The organism is Microbacterium sp. PAMC22086, assembly GCF_019443525.1.
Classification (GTDB): Bacteria; Actinomycetota; Actinomycetes; order Actinomycetales; family Microbacteriaceae; genus Microbacterium; species Microbacterium maritypicum.
In genome coordinates this window covers 3,001,653-3,024,681 of the sequence record NZ_CP080380.1, presented here as the reverse complement: position 1 = coordinate 3,024,681, position 23,029 = coordinate 3,001,653, and the positions used below count along the sequence as shown (strand labels likewise).

The window sequence follows — 23,029 nt, the reverse complement described above, 5'->3', positions numbered from 1 at the left end:
CAGTTTATTGCGCGGCGGCCTTGGCGTACAGCCGCCCGTTGATACCGTAGGACGGTGACTGCCTCCCCTGACGACCGCACCGCCCAGGTGGACCAAACCGAGATCGCGCAAGAGAAGACGTCGGCGAAGCGCGCGCCGGCCAAGAAGCAGACCCCCACCGCGGCAGCGACCGCCGATGAGACCTCGTCCGCGCCCGCTGTGAAGAAGCCGGCGGCGAAAAGGCCGGCCGCGAAGCGCCCGGCGACCACGCGTACGACCACGGCCTCCGCCGCGAGGAAGCCCGCTGCGGCAAAGGCATCCGCGGCGAAGACCGGAGCCACGAAGGCTGCTGCGGAGAAGGCGGCGCCGACAGCGGAAGTGGTGGTGGAACCGCTCGTGAAGGCGATGCCCGGCCAGACGAGTGAGCCGTCGTCGACCACGAGCTCCCCCCGCAGCGCGACAGCCGCACGCTCGGCCGCCGCGAAGAACACGACCGCCGCGAAGGCCACCACCGCGGCGAAGACGACTGCGGCGAAGACGGCGGCGGCGAAGACGGCGGCAGCGAAGACCACCGCGGCGAAGGCGGCGGCAGCGAAGACCACCGCGGCGAAGACCACGGCGGCGAAGACCACCGCGGCGAAGACCACCGCCGCGAAGACGGCAGCGGCGAGGACGGCGGCGACCAAGGCAGCGGCGTCCAAGTCCACTGCGCGATCGGCCGCAGCGAAGACCACGGCGGCCAAGACCACGGCCGCGAAGGCGGCGGCTGCGAAGAAGGCCGCGGCGAAGAAGGCTGCCGATGCGGCGGCGAAGGCCGCGGCGGACACCGTCACGGCGGCGCCGGAAGCGACTCCCGTCATCGAGTCGGTGACCGTCGAGACGGCTCCCGCAGTGGAACTCACCCCGACGGCCGATTCCACTCCTGCGGCGATCGAGCAGGTCACCGTCGTCGATACCGCGGCCGTCGAGCCCGCCGTCGTCGAGCCCGCCGTCGTCGAGACCTCCGTCGTCGAGACCGCGGCCGTCGCGGAAGCGACCGTCGCCTCGGAACCGGTCGAGGCCAAACCCGTCGAGGCCAAACCCGTCGAGGCCGGACCGGCGGAGGCTGCTGCCGCAGTCGAACCCGATGGTTCCGTCGAGATCGCCGCGGCGGCGGCGGAGTCCGACGATGCGGCTTCCGGGGCCGTGGATCCCCACGATGCCGGCTCCGCCGGCGAGGCGATCAGCATTCGCGGTCTCGTCAAGCAGTTCGGTGACAACAGAGCCGTCGACGGCATCGACCTGACCGTGCCGGCCGGCTCGTTCTACGGGGTCGTCGGTCCCAACGGCGCGGGCAAGACCACGACACTCTCGATCGTCGCCGGGCTTCTGCGCGCCGACGCGGGCAGCGTCGTCATCTGCGGCATCGATCAGGCGAAGCAGCCGCTGGCGGCGAAGCGGCTGATGGGCGTGCTGCCTGATCGGCTGCGCACCTTCGACCGTCTCACCGGTCGTCAGCTGCTCTACTACTACGGGTTGCTGCGCGGTCTCGCGGCGGATGTGATCGAGAAGCGCGCCGCCGACCTCGCTCGAGCATTCGATCTCGGCGATGCCCTCAGCCGCGTCGTCTCCGACTACTCGGCCGGCATGACGAAGAAGATCATGCTCGCCGGGGCCATGATCCACTCGCCGCGCGTGCTCGTGCTCGATGAGCCGTTCGAGTCGGTGGATCCTGTCTCCTCGGCGGTCATCCTGGACATCCTCCGCGCCTACGTCTCGCACGGCGGCACCGTGATCCTGTCGAGCCACGGCATGGATCTGGTCGAGCGTGTCTGCTCACGCGTCGCGATCATCGTCGGCGGAGAGGTTCTCGCCGAAGGCACGATCGACGAGGTCCGCGCGGGTCAGACTCTCGAGGCGCGCTTCGTCGAGCTCGCCGGTTCCAGCGGAGAGGTGGAGGGGCTCGAGTGGCTGCACACGTTCTCCGACTGAGGCTCGCGCTGCTGCTGGGCTCTGTGCGCGGCGATCGTCGGATCCGGACGCTCATCTCGCTCGCGGCGGTCATCGCCGTCACCGCCGTGGTGTGCATCGCCGTGTTCAGCCTCGCGGCAGCCCCGGTACCGGTGGCACGCGCAGTCACCGTGCTCGGCGGGGCCGCCCTCCTCATCGGCTTCCTCGTCGGCCCGATCCTCGTCGGTGCCGTCGACCAGCTCGACCCCCGACGGTTCGCGGTCTTCGGTGTCGATGAGCGGCAGATGCCCTGGGTGCTCACGCTGGCCGCTTTCATCAGCGTGCCCAGCCTGGCGCTTCTCGCGGTCTACATCAGCGTCTGCATCGTGGCGATCGGAGCAGGGACTCCCTGGCCGCTGGCGGTGCTGATGACGATCATCGGTGTCATCACGACGATGCTGGTCTCGAGGATCGGTATGGCGCTCAACGCTCTGCTTCTTCCGGAGCGCCGATCCCGAGAGCTCACGGCGCTGTTCGCGCTCGCGCTGATCGTGATCGCGTTCCCCGTCGCGGTGTTCTTCGGATCGCTCCGCTGGGACGGCCTCGTGCCGCCGTCGCTCGCGACGCTCTCGAGCGTCTTCGGTTTCAGCCCGTTCGCCGCGGCGCCCGCGTTCCTCTTCGACTCCGCAGCCGGGGCGACCGCCTCGGCGTGGGTCAGCGGCGTCATCGCGGTCCTCACGGTCGTTCTGCTCGGGATCGCATGGGCCTGGCTCGTGCGGCGTCTGCTCACGACGACGGAGCGTCCGGTCACGCTGAGGGAGCGCACGGGCCTCGGCTGGTTCGGTCTGCTGCCGTCGAACGCCTTCGGTGCGATCGCGGCTCGAAGCCTCGTTTACTGGCTTCGCGACCGTCGCTACATCATGAACATCATCGTGGTGCCGGTGGCCGGTGTCCTCACCGTGCTTCCGCTCATCGTCGCCGGTGTCCCGTTGGAGGTCGCAGCGCTCGTGCCCGTGCCCGTGATGGCGCTGTTCTTCGGCTGGTTGCCGCACAACGACGTCGCCTACGACTCGACGGCGCTGTGGACCCACGTGGCCAGTGGCGTCCGGGGTCTTCCCGACCGTCTCGGACGCCTGGTGCCGGTCCTTCTCGTCGCGATTCCGGTGCTCGCGATCGCGGTTCCCCTGTCGCTCCTCCTCGTCGGCAACTGGAGCCTGCTGCTGCCGATGGGCGGCGTGGCCGCGAGCCTGCTCTTCTGCGCTCTGGGTATCTCGAGCATCGTCTCGGTCGTCGCCCCGTACGCGGTCTCGCGACCCGGTGACAGCCCGTTCCAGCAGCCGCAACGGCCGACGTCCCGAGGCACATACGGTCCCGCAGCGGCGTTCCTCGGAGCGATCGTGCTGAGCGCCCCCACCATCTGGTTGTTCGCGGCCACGATGCTCGAGGGCTCCGCATACGCCCCGGCGACCTTCTGGGTCGGGCTCCTCGGCGGCCTCGCGGTGTTGGCCGCGGGGGCGGTCATCGGCGGTCGCATCTTCGAGCGCAGCGGGGAGCGCCTGATGGAGTTCGTCGAGACGGCGTGACGACCGCCCACGAGGCATTCGACGCCGCTAGACTCACGGGATGAGTACTCCGCTGGACAGCCCCGATCAGGGCGGCGTGGCAACGCTTGATCGCGAACTGGAAGAGCTCCTCCGTGAGGAGAATCTCGAACCGGGCGACCATGAGCGCTTCTCGCATTACGTGAAGAAGGACAAGATCCTCGAGTCCGCGATCACCGGCAAGCCGGTGCGGGCACTGTGCGGCAAGAAGTGGACCCCGGGCCGCGACCCGGAGAAGTTCCCCATCTGCCCCACGTGCAAGGAGATCTACGAGTCGATGATGGGCTGACCTCAGTCTGCTTCGACGTACACGGTGGGAATCGCCGGGTCGGACTTGCTGAGCGCGAGAGCGCGCACCGGGAGTTCTTCGCGCACGCGCAGATGGTGCGCCCGCGCGGCTGCCGTGCCCTCGACGCCTTCGTAGCTCGAGTCGATGTCACCAGCCTCGACGAAGGTCACCTGCAGCGGGCGGCCGTCGGGATGCTCCGCCGCGGTGCCGAGCTCTTCGAAACCATCGGAGACGACGACCGTCTCGGCGGTGGCGACGCCGTCCACCAGGGTCCGGAAAGCGGCCTTACGACCACCGTGCGACGCCTTGTCCGCCGATGCCTTCGCGACACCGATCCAGGATCCGGTGGCATCCTGTCGTGCCACGAGCTTGTAGACCATGCTCGCGGTCGGATACCCGGATCCGGTGACCACCGACGTTCCGACACCGTAGGCGTCGACCGGCGATGCGGCCAGGGCGGCGATCGCATACTCGTCGAGGTCGCTGGTCACCGTGATGCGCGTGGACGTCGCCCCGAGCTCGTCGAGCTGCGCGCGAACGTCTCCGGCGACGATGGGGAGGTCGCCGGAGTCGATCCGCACGCCGCCGAGCTCCGTGCCGGCGACCCGGATGGCGGTCTCGACGCCCGTGCGGATGTCGTACGTGTCCACGAGCAGCGTCGTTCCGATGCCCATGCTCTCGACCTGCGACCGGAACGCCTCCTCTTCGGAGTCGTGCAGCAGCGTCCAGGAGTGGGCGGCCGTGCCCATGGTGGGGATGCCCCAGCTTCGCCCGGCCTCGAGGTTGCTCGTGGCGCCGAAGCCGGCGATGTAGGCAGCCCGGGCGGCGGCGACGGCCGAGCGCTCGGCTGCGCGTCGTGATCCCATCTCTGCCAGCGGACGCTCACCGGCGGCGATGCTCATGCGAGAGGCAGCGGTCGCGACGGCGGAATCGTGATTGAGCACGCTCAGGGCGAGCGTCTCGAGTACGACGGCATCGGCGAACGTGCCCTCGACGGTGAGGATGGGGGAGCCGGGGAAGTACAGCTCACCCTCGCGATAGCCGCGGATCGTTCCCGAGAACCGGTAGTCCTCGAGGTGAGCGATCGACGACGCATCGACGACGTTCTGGTCTCTGAGGAACCGCAGCTCGTCGTCACCGAAGCGGAAGTCGCGCAGGAGACCGAGCAGGCGGCCGGTGCCGGCGACGACACCGAAGCGGCGGCCCCCGGACAGACGCCGGGAGAACAGCTCGAAGACGCTGGGGCGGAATGCCGTCCCGTCCCGGAGGGAGGCGGCGAGCATCGTCAGCTCATAGCGGTCGGTGAGCAGCGCCGTCGACGTGGTCATGCGCTCAGTTTAGTGAGCGTCCTGATGCGCGCGGCAGCTCCCGCGCAGGTAGGCTGGGGAGTCATGAACGACGCGCCGATCGGGATCTTCGACTCCGGTGTCGGCGGGCTCACGGTGGCGCGGGCCATCCGCGCCCAGCTGCCCCGTGAGTCGTTCGTCTACATCGGCGACACCGCGCACTCGCCGTACGGCCCCAAGCCCATCGCCGACGTGCGCCGCTACTCTCTCGAGGTGCTCGACACCCTCGTCGAGCAGGGCGTGAAGATGCTGGTGATCGCGTGCAACACCGCCTCGGCCGCCATGCTCCGCGACGCTCGTGAACGCTACGACATCCCGGTGGTCGAGGTGATCGGTCCCGCGGTGCGCCGCGCGGTCTCCACGACCCGCAACGGGCGCGTCGGCGTGATCGGCACGGTCGGCACCATCGGCTCACGCGCGTACCAGGACATGCTCGAGGTCAACGAGAGGCTGCAGGTCTTCACCGCCGCCTGCCCGCGCTTCGTCGAGTTCGTCGAGGCCGGGATCACCGGAACTCCGGAGGTGCTCGCTGTGGCTGAGGAGTATCTCGCCCCTCTTCGCGATGCTGACGTCGACACGCTCGTGCTCGGCTGCACGCACTATCCGTTCCTTCGCGGCGCCATCAGCTACGTCATGGGAGAGGGCGTCACGCTCGTCTCCAGCGACGACGAGACCGCCGGCGACGTCTATCGCCAGCTCGTCCGCGGAGACCTGCTCGCCTCGCCGGATGCCACCGCGAGCTACGTCTACGAGGCCACCGGAGCGTCGACCGACGACTTCACCGCTCTGGCCAACCGTCTGATGGGCCGTGAGGTCCGCGACGTGCAACTCGTCCAGACCGGCGTGATCACTCTTCCCGAGAACGCTTTCGAGTAATCCGGATCGAGTCGCTCCGACTCGATCCGCCACCCCGACCTGAGAGAAGCACATGTCCGAAATCGTCCGCGTCGACGGCCGCTCCACCGATCAGCTGCGTGAGATCACCATCGAGCGGGGCTGGAGTGCGCACGCCGAGGGATCCGCACTGATCAGCTTCGGCGGCACCAAGGTGCTGTGCACCGCCTCCTTCACCAACGGCGTTCCGCGCTGGTTGACCGGTAAGGGCAAGGGATGGGTCACGGCCGAGTACTCCATGCTCCCGCGGGCCACGAACAGCCGGAACGACCGGGAGAGCGTCAAGGGCCGCATCGGCGGTCGCACCCATGAGATCTCGCGCCTGATCGGTCGCGCCCTGCGTGCCGTCGTCGATACGAAGGCGCTCGGCGAGAACACGATCGTGATCGACTGCGACGTGCTGCAGGCTGACGGTGGCACGCGCACGGCGGCCATCACCGGTGCGTACGTGGCGCTCGCCGATGCCATCGAGTGGGGCCGGGAGAAGAAGTTCATCGGCAAGAAGTCCACGCCGCTGCTCGATTCGGTCGCCGCCGTGTCCGTGGGGATCATCGATGGCGAGCCCATGCTCGATCTGGCATATGTCGAGGATGTGCGCGCGGAGACCGACATGAATATCGTCGTCACCGGCCGCGGACTCTTCGTCGAGGTCCAGGGAACGGCCGAGGGCGCTCCGTTCGACAAGCGGGAGCTCGACGCGCTGCTCGAGCTCGGTCTGGCCGGATGCGCCGACCTGAAGGGCGCGCAGCTCGCCGCACTGGCAGGGGGGTGACCATGCGGATCGTGCTCGCGACGCATAATCCGCACAAGGTCGCGGAGCTCCAGCAGATCGTGGCGCAGGCCCGTCCCGATCTCGAGGTCGTCGGCTACGACGGTCCCGAGCCGGTCGAAGACGGCGTGACGTTCGCCGAGAACGCACTGATCAAGGCACGGGCGGCCGCCGCTCACACCGGACTCGCGGCTCTCGCCGACGACTCCGGCATCTGCGTCGACGTTCTCGGCGGCTCTCCCGGGGTGTTCTCGGCCTATTGGGCCGGTCAGAAGAAGGACGCCGCGGCGAACCTCGAGCTGCTGCTCGACCAGCTGCGTGACATCGCCGACCCGCACCGGGCCGCGCACTTCACCTCCACGATCGCCCTCGTGCTGCCGGACGGCCGTGAGCAGGTCGTGGAGGGACGCTGGCCGGGGCACCTGGCCCACGCGGCAACGGGAGCGGGCGGCTTCGGGTACGACCCGATCTTCGTCCCGGACGGTCAGCCCGCAGGGGAGGAGCGGTCGGTGGGCGAGTTCACCTCCGAGGAGAAGCAGGCGCAGTCCCACCGTGCCCGCGCCTTCGCCGAACTGGTTCCGCTGCTCGCCGCGCTCTGAGCGCGCTCGGCTCTCGGTCGCGAGAAACCGCTGCTGTAGCTGAGAATCGTTACCCTTCCCGACTAGCCGGAACAGGCCTTCCGGGCCGTCGTCCCGGTCTAGCCTGGGGGCATGCACGATCACGCACCCGCCCCCGGCGGCATCCGCTCCGCGAGCAGCAGACGCCTGCTCGCGATCTCGCTGTCCCTCACCGCGACGGTGATGCTCGTCCAGATCATCGGCGCGCTGCTCTCCGGTTCTCTCGCGCTGCTCGCCGATGCGGCACACATGTTCACGGACGCCTCCGGCCTCGTGATCGCTCTCATCGCCGCCACCGTCGCCGCGCGCCCGGCGGATGACAGGCGCACCTTCGGATATCAGCGCGCCGAGGTGTTCGGTGCGCTGATCAATGCCGTCATCCTGATCGCCCTCGCGACCTGGGTCGCGATCGAGGGCATCGGGCGACTGATCGATCCGGGAGAGGTCGAGGTCGCCGGCGGCCTCATGCTGATCGTCGCGGTGGTGGGAATGCTCGCGAATGCCGTGTCGATGTGGCTGCTGAGTCGCGCCCAGCGCACCAGCATCAACGTGCGCGGTGCCTACCTCGAGGTGATGGGCGATCTGATCGGTTCTGTGGCGGTCATCGTGGCAGCGGTGGTCATCCTCGTCACCGGATGGATGCCGGCCGATGCCATCGCGTCGCTGTTCATCGCGGCGATGATCATCCCTCGGGCCATCGCCCTGCTGCGGGAGGTGTTCTCGGTTCTCGCCGAGTCCGCGCCGAAGGGCACGGCGGTGAGCGAGATCCGTACCCACCTTCTCGGATACGAGGGCGTCGTCGGCGTGCATGATGTGCACGTCTGGCAGCTCACACGCGGAGCACCCGTGTTCACGGCCCACGTCAGCATCGAGCCGGCGCTGTACGCCGACGGCCGTTCAGCCCAACTGCTCACCGAGATGCAGGCGTGCCTCGCCGATCACTTCGACGTGGAGCATTCCACCTTCCAGATCGAGCCGGCCGAGCAGTCGGACTGCGAGCCGCACCACGCCTGATCTGCTCGATCGAGCCTCAGGCCTCGACGGAGATCTCGTCCGGGCTCTTGTCCGGGCGCAGACCTCGCCAGCGGGCATGACGGAGCACGCCGTCCGGAGTCCAGTTCGCGAACTCGACCTCGCCGACGACTTCCGCCCGCACCCAGAGGGCGTCGGAGGCATCCGGGGCGGGTACTCCGTCGAGCGGTGCGGCGTCCACCCGCAGCGGTTCGAGTCGCGTGAGCAGATCGCGCAGGATGCGGTCGGTGAATCCGGTCCCCACGCGTCCGACGTAGCGCAGGCCGCCCCCACCTCGGTTCGGGTCGGGCACGGCGAGCAGCAGTGACCCGAGCGTGCTCTCCCGGTCGCCCTTGCCGGGGCGGATCCCGACGATCACCGCCTCCTGCATCCTGGTGTGCTTGAGCTTCAGCCAGGAGGGGGAGCGCTGCCCCGGGCGGTACCGCGACACCGGATCCTTGACGACGACGCCCTCGAGCCCGAACTCCCGGCTTGCAGCGAGTGCCGCGTCGACGTCGTCGAACACGGGAGGGATCTGCACGGGGGCGTCGAGGTCGGCGATCACATCTTCGAGCAGTGTGCGACGCTCCCGCAGAGGCATGCCGGTGAGGTCGTGTCCGTCGAGACGCAGCAGGTCGAACAGCATGTAGACGATGGGCGTGCGCACCACCTCGCGCTCGATCTCTCGCGGGCGGGTGAGGTGCATCCGATTCTGGAGGAGGGAGAAGCTCGGGCGACCGTGGGAGTCGAAGGCGACGATCTCACCGTCGACGATCGCGTCTGCGACCGGCAGGAAGGGCGCTCCGTCGGCTGTGAGCTCGGGGTAGCGGGCGGTGATGTCGATTCCGCTGCGTGCGTGCAGCAGCATCCGCCCGTTTGCCCAGGTGCCCATCGCGCGGATGCCGTCCCACTTGACCTCGACCCACGAGGGGTCGCTCAGAGCGCGGGCGACCCCGCGGGAGCCGTTCTCGGCGAGCATCGGCGCCACCGATGCCGGGATCGGAGGGGAGGCGGGCGCGGGAGAGCTCTGGGGATACCGGTGGGAGCGTCGGGCCTTCGCCGGTTGCGGGAGCGGAGCGGTCTCGGGCGGGCGGAGCGTCGCGAGGGGGTCGACGCCGGCGGCCGCGCGGGCGAGCACCTGATCGAGGTCGAGCTGGGCGAGGCCCGGGTCGTCGAGTTCGTCCCAGGTGCGAGGAGCAGCCACCCAGGGCTGCGCACGGCCGCGGAGCGAGTAGGGCGAGATCGTGGTCTTCTTGCCGTTGTTCTGGCTCCAGTCGAGGAACACCTTGCCGCCACGGACCGCCTTCGCCATGACGCTGGTGGCGAGGTCGGGGTGGTCGTTCTCGATCATCCGCGCGAGCTCTCTGACGACGGTCGAGACCTCGTCGCTCGTCTGCTCGCCGGGTAGCGACGCGTACAGGTGGATGCCCTTGCTGCCGCTGGTGACCGGCAGGGGGTCGAGCCCCATGTCGGACAGGATGACGCGGGCGATGCGGGCGACCTCGGCACACTGCTCCAGCCCCACCCCCTCCCCGGGGTCGAGGTCGAGCACGAGCCGATCGGGCTTGCCGGGAAGGCCCTCGGGGGAGAAGCGCCACTGCGGCACATGCAGTTCGATGGCGGCGACCTGCGCGAGCCAGACGAGGGTCGGGACGTCCTGGACGAGGGGATACTCCTTGGGGCCGTCCGAGTGCTGGATCGCCTGACGGGGGATCCACGACGGCGCGCCCGGTTCGATCTGCTTCGTGAAGAACGAGTCAGCCGGGGCCTCCGCGCTCCCGACGCCCTCCACCCAGCGTTTGCGGGTGACGGGGCGGCCGTCGAGGAGGGGGAGCAGGAGCGGAGCGATGGCCGTGTAGTAGGCGATGATCTCGCCCTTGGTGGTGCCGGTCGCGGGATACACGACCTTGTCGAGGTTGGTCACACGCAGGCGTCGGCCGTCGACCTGCACGATCTGCCCTTCTGTGACCATGGGGCCAGCGTAGTCAAGGGTCCGCGTGGTCGAGGCGTCGGTGGTCAAGGGGCTGGTCGTGACGGCGGCGGCTGGTGTCTACTGGTGTGATGAGGACGATCTGGAAGGGCGCACTGACGTTCGGGCTCGTGAACGTCCCGGTCAAGGTGTACTCCGCGACCGAGGACCACGACGTGCCGCTGCATCAGGTGCACGAGAAGGACGGCGGACGCATCCGCTATCAGCGCACCTGCGAGGTGTGCGGCGAGACCGTGGCCTACGCGGACATCGATCGCGCCTACGTCGACGAGGGCCAGACCGTCGTGCTGACGAAAGACGACCTCGCGGCGCTTCCGGCGGAGAAGAGCCGGGAGATCGACGTGGTCGAGTTCGTGCCGTCCGACCAGGTCGATCTGCTCACACTCGACAAGCCGTACTACCTCGAACCCGATTCGAAGTCGCCGAAGGCCTACGTGCTGCTGAGGAAGACCCTCGAGCAGACCGACCGCACGGCGATCGTGCGCTTCACCCTGCGGCAGAAGACCCGCCTCGCCGCGCTCCGGGTGCGAGGGAAGGTGCTCGTGCTGCAGACGCTCCTGTGGGCAGACGAGGTGCGCGAAGCCGCTTTCCCGGCGCTGGACGAGGACGTGCGGATCTCGAAGAAGGAGTTGGAGCTCTCGGCCTCCCTCGTCGACAGCTACTCGGCGGACTTCGACCCCGAGGCGTTCGTCGACGAGTACCAGAAGGAACTGCGCACCCTCATCGACGCGAAGATCGAGGCGGGCGACACGTTCGACGTGGCCGAGACCTTCGGTGAAACCGAGAAGGCGGCAGAGGGCGGCGAGGTCATCGACCTCATGGAAGCGCTGCGCGCGAGCGTGGCGCGGTCGAAGGAAGAGCGCGCCAAGAACGCGGGGTGATCATCGGGTGCCGAGGAGTCGGCCCCCGATGCGCGATCAGTGCTTGCCGTCGCCGTCCAGGTCGGGAGAACGGTCGAAGACGTCGGCGTCGAGCACGAGCTCCTGTGCCTCCTCGGCGTCGGTGACCACGTCTTCGCCTGCCGCAGCGGACTTCTTGGCCTTGTGACGCTCGGAGAGGTAGTGCCACAGGGTGACGAGCGCGGTGCCACCGACGGCCGCAAACAGGATCAGGTCGATGTAGCTCTCCACGAACTCGGCGACCGGCGGGATGAAGCCGATGAGATAGCCGAACATGGTGAGCCCGAAGCCCCAGAGGACTGCCCCGATCAGGTTGTAGAGGGTGTACTTGCGCCATGGCATATGGCCCACACCAGCGGCGACCGGCGCGAAGGTGCGCACGATCGGCACGAAGCGCGCGAGGATCACGGTGATGCCGCCGAAGCGCTCGAAGAACGCGTTCGTGCGTTCGACGTTCTTCTTGCTGAACAGGCCCGATTCCTTGCGCTCGAAGACCGCCGGTCCACCCTTATGCCCGATGACGTATCCGACTTCACCGCCGACGAACGCCGCGAGGCCGATCAGGAGTGCGACCCACCAGACGTTGATGCCGAAGACGCCGTGCTCGGAGCCCGCGATCGGGTGCGAGAGGAGGCCGGCGATCACCAGGAGGGTGTCACCGGGAAGCAGGAACCCGACGAGCAGACCGGTCTCGGCGAAGATGATGAAGCACACCACGAGCAGTGCCCACGGCCCGGCGGTCCCGATGATCGTCGCAGGGTCGAGCCAGGGGATGAGAGCGGTCGGCGCGTGCAGCATGGTTTCGAGCACAGGGGGAGTCCCGTCGGTGGTGAATGGTCGGCGGTAGAACAGAGCGATGTCGTGGCGACCCGAGAAGGATGCCGTCGTCTCTCGTGCGGAAGGTGGGACTTGAACCCACACGCCCTGGGGCACAGGAACCTAAATCCTGCGTGTCTGCCAATTCCACCACTCCCGCGCGGTGGAAACAGTCTACTGATCGTCGAAACCGCCTGTCTGGGGATCAGCCCGCAGTCCGTCTCCCCCTGAGCGCTCGGGCGCGCCAGAGCGGCTGTGGATAACTTCGGAGGGCGGAGGGCGATTGTTGCGAGGATGCCTGGGTGAGTCATCCGTCCGCCCTTGTCGCCGACCGCGTGCGGTCGCGTCTGCGCGCCGAGGGCATCGACCCGTCGATCGATCCGGAGGCGGCCTGGCGCATCACCCACGCCGAGGTTCGCCGCCACGACGATCTCGCCCTCGCTCGCGGGGAGGCGCTGATCGACGATGAAGCGGCGTGCGTGAGAGAGGTCATGGCGTCGCTCAGCGGATTCGGCGCGCTGCAGCCGCTGCTCGACGATCCGGAGATCGAGGAGATCTGGCTCAACGGAACGGGCCACGTGCACGTCGCGCGAGAGGGCACGGCCGAGCGGACGGGCCTTCGTCTCGACGATGTCGCGGTGCGCGACCTCGTCGAGCGCATGCTGCAGTCGACCGGCCGGCGGGTGGATATCAGCCAGCCGTTCGTGGATGCCTCGTTGCCGGACGGATCCCGTCTGCACGTGGCGATCGCCGATACTGGTGGAGTTGCGTATTCGGTAGTCGACTATTTGGGGCCGCCGCCGATCTCGCTTGCGGCTCTAGCATCTGCTTCTTGGGGGCTTAATTGACGTCGTTTGCTTAGGACATGGGAAACGATGAGCCCGCGGGTTGACCGGCTAAGATGCTGGATCTTTCGCATCGGGCCGAGTGGTTCGATGTGTTGACGGGTGATGTCGGGACCGCGTCCCGACACCGAGTGTCACGAACCGCGGCAGGGTCATCGTCGAGCGACGCAGGCCTACAGGGACATCGATAGTGAACTCGAGAATGGACGAGGCGCCGCGCGAAGCAGAGAGCTATCGATTCTCGTCCACCTTCTTCACTCAAACTAATGCGGTGCGCTGCCCTCGGCCGGGTCAGTGCAATATGTAGCTGGGCACCCACCTACTTCCCCTTTAGGGCGATCAGCGGGCCTTCTCCTGGTAACCCATCACCGAAGCGCGATCGCTGTTGGGTAATACGCAACCTGCCACCTGCAGGCGCTCATGAAATTTTGGGCGGGCATCGGGCGCGTGCGTGCCGATGGCACCGTGCAACGCCCTCGTTGCGCAACGGGGGTGTCGAGCGCAGACCGTAACACGAGCGAAATCGGGCCGTGATCGCGATGCCGTTGAATCAAACCAATTGCTGTCAGACACCTTGACAGTCAGAGACCAAATGGTTCATGGTGGTGCAGTCAGAGCAGATCTGACAGCACGCCATTCAACGAGGAGTAGCGATGAGTGTTACCCGATTCACGGCACCAGTTGCCTTTGTTCTGACAGCCGGCCTGTTGCTCGCGGGGTGCAGTTCGTCCGCCCCGTCCGCCCCAACCGAGAGCTCATCCGCGATCGCGGTCAACGAGGAGCTCGCGGCGACCGTGCCCGCTGCGATCCGAGAAGCGGGGGTGATCCGGGTGGCCACCGACCCGACTTATCCGCCCTTCGAGAGCGTTGACGGTGACCAGGTGGTCGGTCTGGACGCGGATCTCGCGCATGCGATCGGGGACATCCTCGATCTTGATATCGAGTTTGTTCAGGTGTCGTTCGACGGGATCATCCCTTCCTTGCAGGCGGGGAGTGCCGACATGGCCCTCTCATCGATCGGTGATAACAAGGAACGGGAACAGGCCGTCGACTTCGCGACGGCTTACTGGAACGGGACGCTGCTTCTCGTCCCCGTCGGCAACCCGCTCGAGGGCACACCCGAGCTCTCCTGCAACATGAACGTGGGTGTCATTCGCGGCAGCCTCCAGCAGACGGAGTTCTTGCCCGCGCAGGCACAGCCGTGTGAAGACGCCGGAGAGCAGGCGCCCGTCGAGGCCGTCTACCAGAACAGCAACCAGGCTGTGCTCGCACTCACCAGCAACCGGATCGACGGCGTACTGATCGATGCCCCCGCGGTTGCGCTGGCGGTGTCGCAGAGCTCCGGAACGCTCGAAGCGGCCGGACCGATCATCCGCAATCCCAACCCGGCCGGCGCCGCATTCCCGAAGGATAGCGAACTGGTCGAGCCTGTCGCGGCGGCAATCAACGAACTGATCCAGAGCGGCGTCTATGCCGATCTCCTGACCAAGTGGGACCTGAGCGATATCGCGATCAAGGAGTCCGTGATCAACGGGGCCGTCGAATGAGCGCACCGCATCAGCTCGAAACCGCTCCGCCCGTGAGCCTGACTCCGGAGCCGATTGTCCGTCTGCGACACCCGATGAAGTGGGTGTTCACGATCGTGGTGGGCCTGCTCGCCGTCCTGATCGTGATCAGCCTGTTCACCAATGATCGGTACCAGTGGGACGTCGTCCTGAACTACTTCTTCTCCGATCAGATCCTTCGCGGACTGGTGACCACGCTGTGGCTCACCGTGGTGGCGATGATCGTGGGCATCGTTATCGGTGTGGTCGTGGCGATCATGAAACTCTCCTCGAACCGGACGCTGCAGACGGTCGCGACGGTCTACATCTGGTTCTTCCGAGGAACACCGGTCTTCGTACAGTTGTTGTTCTGGGGCTACATCTCCGCGCTGTATCCAGTGATCTCCATCGGGGTTCCGTTCGGCGACCAGTTCTTCTCGGTGCCGACGAACGTGGTGATCACACCCCTGGTGGCAGCGATCCTCGGTCTGGGGCTCAACGAGGGCGCCTATATGGCCGAGATCGTGCGGACCGGGATCATGGCTGTGCACCGAGGGCAGATTGAGGCCGCTCAAGCCTTGGGGATGAAGCAGGGCCGGATTCTGCGGAGAATCGTGCTGCCGCAGGCGATGCGCGTGATCATCCCACCCACCGCGAACGAAACCATCAACATGCTGAAGACCACGTCGCTGGTCAGCGTGCTTGCCTTCCCTGAACTGTTGTACTCGGCACAGCTGATCTACGCGCAGAACTTCCAGACGATCCCGCTGCTGATCACCGCATCGATCTGGTATCTGCTGGTCACGTCTGTGCTCACCGTGGGGCAGTTCTACCTGGAGCGGTACTACGGTCGCGGCACCTCGTCACCGGTCGGTGGAGCACGCACGAGAACGCCGGTGTTCACACGTCGGCGACCGTCCACAGGAGGCCACGATCATGACTGACATCGAACCGCGATACATGGTGCAGGCACGCGAAGTCCGAAAGTCGTTCGGCGGAAACGAGGTGCTCAAAGGCATCACGTTGGACGTCAAAGCGGGTGAGGTGATGACCTTGCTCGGTCCCTCCGGGTCGGGGAAGTCCACCTTCCTGCGGTTGATCAACCACCTCGAAACCCTGACCGCTGGAACTCTTGCCGTTGATGGAGACCTGGTCGGATACCGCCGAGCGCACGGCAAGCTCTACGAGCTCCGCGAGCACGAGATTGCCTCGAAGCGCTCAGAAATCGGGATGGTCTTCCAAAGCTTCAACCTCTTCCCGCACCTGACCGTGCTCCAGAACATCATCGAAGCCCCCATAGGTGTGCTGCGGCAACCGCGCGCAAAGGCGAAAGCACGTGCCGAGGCACTGTTGGAGCGAGTCGGACTCGCCGACAAACGGAACGCCTATCCGGCGACTCTCTCCGGTGGGCAGCAGCAGCGTGTCGCGATCGCACGCGCTCTGGCCATGGAGCCGAAGCTGATGCTATTCGACGAGCCGACCTCCGCGCTGGACCCGGAGCTGGTCGGTGAGGTCCTCGGAGTGATGAAAGATCTCGCCCAGTCCGGCATGACGATGGTTGTCGTCACCCACGAGATCGGATTCGCGCGGGAGGTCGCTGACTCTGTGGTGTTCATGGACGGCGGCGTCGTCGTCGAGTCCGGCGCCCCCGAGCAATGCCTGCTGAACCCCCAACACCCCCGAACCAAAGCGTTCCTGAGCAAAGTCCTCTGAGGGAGAATCATGAGCAGTCCACTTCGTGTCGTTGTTATCGGCGCGGGTGCCGTCGGTGTCAGCATCGCGGCAACCCTCGCCGAACGCGGTGCGCACGTGAGCTTGATCGATGCCGGTTCCCCGGGGGGCGGGACCTCGGCAGCCACGTTCGGATGGGTGAACTCGAACGGGAAAGAACCAGCCAGCTACTTCGAGATCAACCGGCTCGGCCTGGAAGCGCACCACCGGCGCGCCGGTTCAGGAGCGACATGGCTCGGAACCGCCGGTCACATCGAAATCGCCGACACCCAGGAACACTACGACCGACTGCGTGAACGCGTCGAAAGGCTGACCGCGCGCGACTACCCGGCGCACTGGCTGAACACCGCCCAGGCTGCCGAGCTTCTGCCCGGCATCCGCATCCCCTCAGGTGCTGAACTGATCGCACACTTCCCACGCGAGACGTACGCGTACCCATCTCTCTACATCGCCTCCGCGCTACACCGTGCGCGGGCGGCCGGTGCCGTAGTGATCGCAAACAACGCCGTGACCGAACTCGGCCGATCGACGCGAAGCGGCGCTGAAATTCGTCTCGCGGACGGCACCGTTGTGACCGCAGACATCGTGATCTCGGCGGCCGGGAGATGGACATCGGACCTGACGTCCCTCGCTGGCGTCCAGACGCCGATTCAGCAACATGAAGGTCCCGGCGACGTCACCGTCGGGTATCTGGTGGAGACGCTGCCAGCCCCGATCCTTCTCGAGCACATCGTGACAACCCCCTCTCTCAACCTTCGCCCCGAAGGAGGCGGTCGGCTGATGCTGCAGGCCCTAGACCTGGACGAAACAGCCGATCCGGCAGCCGCACCTCCACTTGATTCCCCCGTCGTCGACGAGTTCCTGCGTCGCCTGCGCACGGTGGCCATCGGCGGAGAATTCGCGCGGCCAGCGCGAGCCAGAGTCGGTCAACGGGTAATCCCTGCCGACGGACACACCATCGCCGGCCCGAGCCCCGACCAGCCGTGGCTGTATGTCGTGGCGACGCACAGTGGTATCACGCTGGCGCCGTTCCTGGGAGAGGCTGTGGCTGATGAGGTGAACGGCATCGAGCGAGCAGAACTGGCGAGCTTCCGCCTCGACAGGTTCACCCGTGAACCTGTCCTTGCAAACCTCACCGCGCCCCGCCGCCCCGGGGAACAGTAAGCACGCCCCGCGACAAAGGAATGATGCACATGCGAACGATTCTTCGTCGAGAAACCATCGCCGAACGCAGCGCCGAACTGCTGCGAGACCGGATCCTCAGCGGAGAGCTGCGGCCGGGAGACCTCGTCACAGAAGAGGCCATGGCCAATGAGATCGGGATCTCACGACCCACGATGCGGGAAGTGCTCAACACCATGGTCATTGAGGGACTGCTCACCCGCAGCCCCACCACGCGAGTCCTGCACGTCACCAGCGTCACCGCCAAAGAAATCCGCGAAGGATTCATCGCCCGGCGGCTGATCGAACTGGCCGCCGTCGACGCCGCCATCTCTGCCAGCCCGGACGCTATCGACACACTCGCGTCTGCGACCGCCGACGTGGTTGCAGCCGTCGAATCCGGCGACGGCCCCGCCGTGACCCGAGCGGACATCGCCTGCCACATGGCCACCGTGGCGCTGCTGGGCTCGACGGATCTCGTCGAGTTCTATGGTCGCTTACTCACCCGGCTCGAGATCGCAATGGCTGAAGGGATGCGCGCCCCCGTCGATGTCGCCAATGCGAAAGATGTGCATGTCGAGTTCCTCGACCTGCTCCGTGCCGGCCACTACCCGCAGGCGCGCGCGCAGCTTGCCGAACGGCTGGACGCGTCCGAAAAGTCACTCCTGCAGTACGTAAAGGAGGACGAGTCGTGACCCGTTTCGTTGGCGTGAGGGACATGGTCCGGTGGGTCACCGACCGCGGGCCGCAGGCCGTGATCGCCGGCATTATCGACTACCTTGAGGCGGATTTCATCCGCTGGGAGCAGTTCGACAAGACGTCTCGCATCCCCAGCCACACCCCATGGGGCGTCATCGAGCTGATGCCGACGAGCGACTTCGACCAGTACGCCTTCAAGTACGTCAACGGGCACCCCTCCAATCCTGCCCGAGGATTCCAGACGGTAACGGCGTTTGGTCTCCTTGCCGACGTGCACAACGGGTACCCCGTATTTCTCGCCGAGATGACGCTGCTGACCGCGCTACGCACCGCCGCGACATCGGCGATGGTCGCCAAACGAGTGGCGAACCCCGATTCCCAGGTGATGGGAATGATCGGGGCAGGCAGTCAGGCAGAATTCCAGGCGCTCGGAATGAAGGCCGCACTCGGGCTCACCCAGCTGCGGGTGTGGGACGTCGACTTCGCCGCAACCGCGAAACTCATCCGCAACCTCGAACTGAATCGCCCCGGGTCTCGTGGAGTGTCTGATTCCCCGAGAGGATGAGACTTATGCCAGCACCGAGGAAGTATCCGCCGGAGCTTCGTGAGCGTGCGATGCGGAGCCTCCGCGTTGGACGCGCATTCCGCGAACGTTCCCGGGGGCGCCGCGAACGGGCGGGGCAAGGCGTAGGTGACGCGATGCCTGACTCAGAGCAGCCCGATGACTGACCGGACCTCGGGGGGCGGCGCCTCGCCCCTCGAAGCGAGGGCGGAATTCCCGAACGTGCCGGGTATGTACCGGCTCCCGTGTGGCGAGTGCTACGCAGAGTTCCTCACCCTTCCCGACGGTGACGAGGTATGGCTCGTGCCCGGCGAGAACACTCCATATACCGCGCACGTCCTCGCTGCCACACGCAGCGGTCCGCACGGGTGGCAACGAATGTACACGCTCACCGACGCGGTCCACGAGCTCGACCGTCGCACCGTCCCACGAACGCGCCTATCCGAGATCGAGACGCACAAGGATTCGACAGAACTCGATGAGAGCCGTTGATGCGTGATCCAGACCACGGGATCGTCGAGCGCCTGCTAGCCCGAATCGACCCAGGCTGGCCCCCGCTCATCGATGTCAGCCCAGGCTGGCTCCCTATTCTCGGCCGGCTCGACCATCGCCTCGCCGCGATCGCCCCCCGCTACACCATCCAGCAGGTGAAGTCGAAGTTCGGTGCGCTGACCTTTTACGCGCGGCCCATATCCGATCCGTACGGCCACGTGGAGGAATTCGATGTCGCCATCGAAGAGGCACAGTGGGAAAGCACCACGACCTGCGAGAAGTGTGGAGGAGAAGGCGCCCCGTACGTCATCAACCTCTGGGTCTGGACGCTGTGTCCCCGCGATGCCGACCTCCTCAACGCCCGTGCTGACGGCTCGGGATCGGGCTAGCGGCCTGCGTCGCTAGCGTCTTCGGAGAGCCTCAATCTCGGGTAGTCGGACCAATCGTGGCTGGACAGGTTGCTCCATCGTGTGGCGGCCTCGATGGAGACGCCAACAAGGTCGCTCAGCACGGAAGGTGCGATGTCCCGAGCCAGCGTCATTAGCGCGATGGCGCGACCTGGACCGATGTGGATGCCGATCTTCTCGAGCGGGGTCTTCAAGGCGCGTGCTGACAGGTGACGCCCGGGGCGTCGGCCAGGAAAGAGCCACCGCGCGGCCGGGTCCCGATGTCGTTCTGCCGCGATCTGCCGGCGTACCAGGTCACCGAGATTGTCGGGCAGTACGAGAGCTTCGCGTCCGACGGTGAGGCGAACATTCGCGTCCGTGGCATCGACCGCGCTCAGTGGGATCATGACGATGCGTGTGCCGATCATCCCGTACACCAAGGCCAAGAGACCGCCAACGCGCCAACTGAGGCGAAGAGTCTCATCGAACATCAGACGCCTCACCCACGTCCACCGCACATCATCAGATATCTCCACTGTGGGCACGCCTCGGGGCCCGTAGGTGCTGCGAAGTCGAGTCAACCCCTGCGCGCGAGCCCATCGCACGAACCGCGTGGCACCGTACCCGCGTCGCCCGTTCAACGCCAACCATCCGTCGAAGGCTCGCTGTGGGACCGTGCTCAGGTCGTATCCGAGCTCGTCAATCCACGTCAACATATCGATGATCAGCGTGAGCTGCTGTCGCGCACGTGTAAGACGGAGACTCTCATCGCCCGAAACGCGCACCGGCTCGTCGAACTGGCGATTGATCGTCCATGACGCGAAACGATGCAGGATCTGGCGATCGTGGGGGTTTCGAAGCTTCGCAAATTCCTCTCGCTCCCAGTGCTCGAGTCGGAGGCGGTCGAAGTTGTCAGGGGGCACCGTCCCCGACTCGATCAGCAATGCAGCGAAGTAACCAGATGCGCCTGTTGCGGGAACCGCTGCGACCGTGTGGAGCGAGATCGTTATCACCCCCTGTGCCATCTGGCGGACGACGTCGGCCATGGGAGACTTGCGAATCCAGCCCACAACAGCCTCGGCGCGCCGTGCGTCCGCGAGCATGTACTTCTCGAGCGGCAACAGGTCGGGGTGAGGTGTTCCGTCAGGTCGGGAGATGAGCTGGCGGAGCATGGCGGGTGCGACGCACACCAAGCATCGACGCCCATTGAGGCGTCGATCGCTGGATCCGCACTCGACGCAACGTCCCAGGCTGGAGGTATCCGCTGCGCAGTCCGAACAGATCGCGCCGCTGGGCCGCCAATGCGGGCAGACGCGTGGCTGAGCGCACGCTGCGCACGTGCGGACTTGCTGGCGCAGGGCCGAATAGCATCCAGCGCACAACGTTGCGCCGCTCATGACAATGCACGGACGCAACTGACCGCACTTGTTACACACTTTTGGAGGCGCTTCGTAGCACCGATCACAAATCGGACGGCCACCCAGCCGCCTGCCAACAGGCCGGAGCTGGCCACACTGCGAGCAAGTGACGAATGATCGAGGGTCCTTCCGCCAACAGTTCGAGCAGTGCGGTTGGCCCTCGAGCATGCGATACCCGCTCGGCAGCGTTCGCCCGCATTTGGCGCAAGGCGGAGTCACGCGCTTGCGGTTGCACGCGTTGCACTCTCTCCCACCTTGCCCATCTCGATGGGGGATCGGGCGATCGGCATTGCAGCCAGAGCAGCGCGGGATCTCGATACCTTCGTGCCCCAAGGCCCGAAGGTATCGAATTAACTGATTCAGCGAAGGCAGCGCCAGCGAGTCGCCACGCACGAGGACTCCGGGGTCCTCCTGCAACTGCTTCGCGATTCGAGTTCGAGCCTTTGAATGAGGCACGATCTGAGCTAAAGCGCTCTCGACTTCGGCCGCTGGAATCCTTCCTGGTGTTGCTTCGAATGCTGCCAGGATGATCCGAAGTACTTCCAACTGGTCTGCACCATCGTGAGCGGGCACGGTCAGGCAGGCGGGGAAGGCGGGCGCCGAATAGACGCTGGCCTTGGCCGGATGTCGCCGATCGGCTGCCGCGTCTGCTCCACCGCAACGCGCCGTTCCTCAATGACACGAACCTCGATCAGGTCACTCGGCGTACAGCCCAGCGCCGCGCACACGGCGCCAATGACCTGCATGTTCGCCCGCTCCGGCGTGTGCGTGACGAGCCGAAAAACCTGCTCGCGCGAAAGATGCACCCCGTACTGCGCGAGAAGTGGGATCAGATCAGTCGTCTTGAACAACTGGTGCTCAAACATCACCTTGCGTAAGTTCCACACGGTCTCCACTCGGGTCATGGCAGTGCCTCCAGTTCGTCCAACCGAATTCGTTCCGCGAGGATGCCATTCTTGAAGTCGCCGCTCACCGACGTGTACAGCGCCGTAGACGACGCCACCAGATGACCGACTTGCTCCTGAACGAAACGGTCCTGGTACCCGTGCTCGATCAGGTGTGTCACATAAGAATGCCGCAAGCAATGCAACTTCAAGCTCGGATCCAGTCCGGCCTCAGATCGCAGCGCGGCAAATCGGCGATCCATGTACGGAAGAGACACACGCGTGCCGCGCTCCGTTGGCCACAGAGCAGCGAGGTCTGGCTGGCCAAAGAGCGGACGCCCTTCTTCCATCCATTGTTCCATGCACTCCACCCACCACTTCATCTGTGGGACCAACAGCACCGTACGTCGACGAGGATTCCCTCCCCGAACTGCCTTGGCATGCCGGACGAAAAGCGCGGCGTATCGACCCCACTGCGGAGCCCGCGTGTTGAAGTGCAAGTCCTGCTCGTCGAGCCCGCGCAACTCCGCACGCCGAAGACCGAACGCATATGCTGTCTTGAACATCTGAGCGTCACGAAGGGCCGCGAGCGCCCCCTTCTTGCGCGCGCGAGCCAATTCGTCAACTCTCGCGTCCGCGCAAGCGAAAAATGTCTCCATCTCGTCGTACGTCATCGCCCGGTTGGACGGGCGTCCCTCGTACTCGGCGACATGCTTCGTCGTGTTCCACGGCAGACAAATCTGCGATGGGACATCGCCGAACTCTGCCTCGCACAGTTCCACCCAGTCGTAGTCATTGCTGATGAGGTAGTCGCAGAACACGCGAATCGAGTTGTGGTATTGGCGCAACGTGGATCGCCCTCGGCCAGCAGATCTCAAGTGAGACGAGAACGCATCGAGATCAGACGCCTGCCAGCTCCATGGGTAGCGCCCAGTGAAATCGCAGAACCGTCTCACGATCCCGTCCCGACCCCTGGTTGTCTCAGGGCTGAGACCCCGGGCCAACTGCTGCTGCGACCATGACCCCAACATCGAGCGAAAAACGGCTTCCTCACGGCGGAACAGTGCCATCGGCGCGCCGGGAGCAAGTGCATCTCGCAGTTGGACGAACGACATGAATTGTTGCATTAGAAGCAACATTGTATGAACAGATGCAACTCAGGTCAAC

At 66.1% G+C, this 23,029-nt stretch carries 22 protein-coding genes, 1 tRNA gene and 1 pseudogene; 17 read left to right on the top strand and 7 right to left on the bottom strand.

Annotation, left to right across the window (positions count from 1 at the left end; all coding sequences use genetic code 11):
* Window positions 1–54 precede the first annotated feature (54 nt).
* Genes KY497_RS16805 through KY497_RS15020 form a run of 3 tightly spaced genes read left to right on the top strand, consistent with a single transcriptional unit; the run spans window position 55 to window position 3,798 of the window.
* A complete protein-coding gene (locus tag KY497_RS16805; RefSeq protein ID WP_258185731.1) occupies window positions 55–1,950 on the top strand; it encodes an ABC transporter ATP-binding protein in 1,896 nt (631 codons plus the stop codon).
* Window positions 1,926–3,491 carry a hypothetical protein gene (locus KY497_RS15025; RefSeq protein WP_055870942.1) on the top strand — a complete coding sequence of 522 codons (1,566 nt, stop codon included), beginning with the start codon at window positions 1,926–1,928 and terminating at the stop codon, window positions 3,489–3,491. The genes KY497_RS16805 and KY497_RS15025 overlap by 25 nt, the downstream gene beginning before the upstream one ends.
* Before the next feature lie 40 nt (window positions 3,492–3,531).
* Complete coding sequence (locus tag KY497_RS15020) at window positions 3,532–3,798, top strand: DUF3039 domain-containing protein (RefSeq protein ID WP_017828506.1); 267 nt, start codon at window positions 3,532–3,534, stop codon at window positions 3,796–3,798.
* 2 nt (window positions 3,799–3,800) lie between these two features.
* On the opposite strand, the gene KY497_RS15015 is transcribed toward KY497_RS15020, so the two are convergent.
* On the bottom strand, window positions 3,801–5,126 hold the full coding sequence (locus tag KY497_RS15015; protein ID WP_055877741.1) for a nicotinate phosphoribosyltransferase: 1,326 nt from the start codon (window positions 5,124–5,126) through the stop codon (window positions 3,801–3,803).
* Window positions 5,127–5,189: 63 nt separating this feature from the next.
* Here KY497_RS15015 and murI point away from each other — a divergent pair, with 63 nt between their 5' ends.
* The 4 genes from murI to KY497_RS14995 all read left to right on the top strand — a co-directional run bounded on the left by murI (window position 5,190) and on the right by KY497_RS14995 (window position 8,438).
* Window positions 5,190–6,020 (top strand): glutamate racemase, encoded by an 831-nt coding sequence (gene murI, locus KY497_RS15010; RefSeq protein WP_055870948.1) that lies wholly within the window; start codon window positions 5,190–5,192, stop codon window positions 6,018–6,020.
* 52 nt (window positions 6,021–6,072) lie between these two features.
* Window positions 6,073–6,810, top strand: a complete 738-nt coding sequence (rph, locus tag KY497_RS15005) for a ribonuclease PH (RefSeq protein WP_219869421.1) — start codon at window positions 6,073–6,075, stop codon at window positions 6,808–6,810.
* A gap of 2 nt (window positions 6,811–6,812) precedes the next feature.
* On the top strand, window positions 6,813–7,406 hold the full coding sequence (gene rdgB, locus KY497_RS15000) for an RdgB/HAM1 family non-canonical purine NTP pyrophosphatase (RefSeq protein ID WP_141386257.1): 594 nt from the start codon (window positions 6,813–6,815) through the stop codon (window positions 7,404–7,406).
* A 111-nt stretch (window positions 7,407–7,517) separates the two neighbouring features.
* Entirely contained in the window at window positions 7,518–8,438 is a 921-nt protein-coding gene (locus tag KY497_RS14995) for a cation diffusion facilitator family transporter (RefSeq protein WP_218683094.1), read from the top strand.
* Between the two features lie 16 nt (window positions 8,439–8,454).
* Here KY497_RS14995 and ligD read toward each other — a convergent pair whose 3' ends face one another.
* The gene (ligD, locus tag KY497_RS14990) at window positions 8,455–10,407 is read right to left on the bottom strand and encodes a non-homologous end-joining DNA ligase (RefSeq protein WP_219869420.1); all 1,953 of its coding nucleotides are present in this window, start codon (window positions 10,405–10,407) and stop codon (window positions 8,455–8,457) included.
* A gap of 89 nt (window positions 10,408–10,496) precedes the next feature.
* Between ligD and KY497_RS14985 the strand changes: the two genes are divergently transcribed.
* Window positions 10,497–11,306 carry a Ku protein gene (locus KY497_RS14985; protein ID WP_141386254.1) on the top strand — a complete coding sequence of 270 codons (810 nt, stop codon included), beginning with the start codon at window positions 10,497–10,499 and terminating at the stop codon, window positions 11,304–11,306.
* A gap of 36 nt (window positions 11,307–11,342) precedes the next feature.
* Here KY497_RS14985 and KY497_RS14980 read toward each other — a convergent pair whose 3' ends face one another.
* On the bottom strand, window positions 11,343–12,122 hold the full coding sequence (locus KY497_RS14980; RefSeq protein ID WP_167497391.1) for a DedA family protein: 780 nt from the start codon (window positions 12,120–12,122) through the stop codon (window positions 11,343–11,345).
* A 96-nt stretch (window positions 12,123–12,218) separates the two neighbouring features.
* A tRNA-Leu gene (locus KY497_RS14975) sits at window positions 12,219–12,300 on the bottom strand.
* 142 nt (window positions 12,301–12,442) lie between these two features.
* Between KY497_RS14975 and KY497_RS14970 the strand changes: the two genes are divergently transcribed.
* From KY497_RS14970 to KY497_RS14930, 9 genes and pseudogenes are all read left to right on the top strand, one after another.
* Entirely contained in the window at window positions 12,443–12,988 is a 546-nt protein-coding gene (locus KY497_RS14970) for a hypothetical protein (RefSeq protein WP_258185730.1), read from the top strand.
* A 650-nt stretch (window positions 12,989–13,638) separates the two neighbouring features.
* Window positions 13,639–14,532 (top strand): ABC transporter substrate-binding protein, encoded by an 894-nt coding sequence (locus tag KY497_RS14965; protein WP_219869419.1) that lies wholly within the window; start codon window positions 13,639–13,641, stop codon window positions 14,530–14,532.
* On the top strand, window positions 14,529–15,473 hold the full coding sequence (locus tag KY497_RS14960) for an amino acid ABC transporter permease (RefSeq protein ID WP_219869418.1): 945 nt from the start codon (window positions 14,529–14,531) through the stop codon (window positions 15,471–15,473). The genes KY497_RS14965 and KY497_RS14960 overlap by 4 nt, the downstream gene beginning before the upstream one ends.
* Window positions 15,466–16,242: an amino acid ABC transporter ATP-binding protein gene (locus KY497_RS14955; RefSeq protein ID WP_308813122.1), complete on the top strand. Its 777-nt coding sequence runs from the start codon at window positions 15,466–15,468 to the stop codon at window positions 16,240–16,242. Before KY497_RS14960 ends, KY497_RS14955 begins: the two co-directional genes overlap by 8 nt.
* A gap of 9 nt (window positions 16,243–16,251) precedes the next feature.
* Entirely contained in the window at window positions 16,252–17,424 is a 1,173-nt protein-coding gene (locus KY497_RS14950; RefSeq protein ID WP_219869417.1) for an FAD-binding oxidoreductase, read from the top strand.
* 29 nt (window positions 17,425–17,453) lie between these two features.
* Window positions 17,454–18,116 (top strand): GntR family transcriptional regulator, encoded by a 663-nt coding sequence (locus KY497_RS14945; protein WP_219869416.1) that lies wholly within the window; start codon window positions 17,454–17,456, stop codon window positions 18,114–18,116.
* A 23-nt stretch (window positions 18,117–18,139) separates the two neighbouring features.
* A pseudogene (locus KY497_RS14940) lies at window positions 18,140–18,637 on the top strand (ornithine cyclodeaminase); the annotation flags it as partial.
* Between the two features lie 204 nt (window positions 18,638–18,841).
* A complete protein-coding gene (locus tag KY497_RS14935; protein WP_219869415.1) occupies window positions 18,842–19,174 on the top strand; it encodes a hypothetical protein in 333 nt (110 codons plus the stop codon).
* The gene (locus tag KY497_RS14930) at window positions 19,174–19,563 is read left to right on the top strand and encodes a hypothetical protein (RefSeq protein ID WP_219869414.1); all 390 of its coding nucleotides are present in this window, start codon (window positions 19,174–19,176) and stop codon (window positions 19,561–19,563) included. The genes KY497_RS14935 and KY497_RS14930 overlap by 1 nt, the downstream gene beginning before the upstream one ends.
* On the opposite strand, the gene KY497_RS14925 is transcribed toward KY497_RS14930, so the two are convergent.
* The 3 genes from KY497_RS14925 to KY497_RS14915 all read right to left on the bottom strand — a co-directional run bounded on the left by KY497_RS14925 (window position 19,560) and on the right by KY497_RS14915 (window position 22,989).
* Complete coding sequence (locus KY497_RS14925; RefSeq protein WP_219869413.1) at window positions 19,560–20,732, bottom strand: hypothetical protein; 1,173 nt, start codon at window positions 20,730–20,732, stop codon at window positions 19,560–19,562. The genes KY497_RS14930 and KY497_RS14925 overlap by 4 nt on opposite strands.
* Before the next feature lie 821 nt (window positions 20,733–21,553).
* Window positions 21,554–21,883 (bottom strand): helix-turn-helix transcriptional regulator, encoded by a 330-nt coding sequence (locus tag KY497_RS14920; RefSeq protein WP_219869412.1) that lies wholly within the window; start codon window positions 21,881–21,883, stop codon window positions 21,554–21,556.
* A complete protein-coding gene (locus KY497_RS14915) occupies window positions 21,880–22,989 on the bottom strand; it encodes a tyrosine-type recombinase/integrase (RefSeq protein ID WP_258185729.1) in 1,110 nt (369 codons plus the stop codon). The genes KY497_RS14920 and KY497_RS14915 overlap by 4 nt, the downstream gene beginning before the upstream one ends.
* Between the last annotated feature and the right edge of the window lie 40 nt (window positions 22,990–23,029).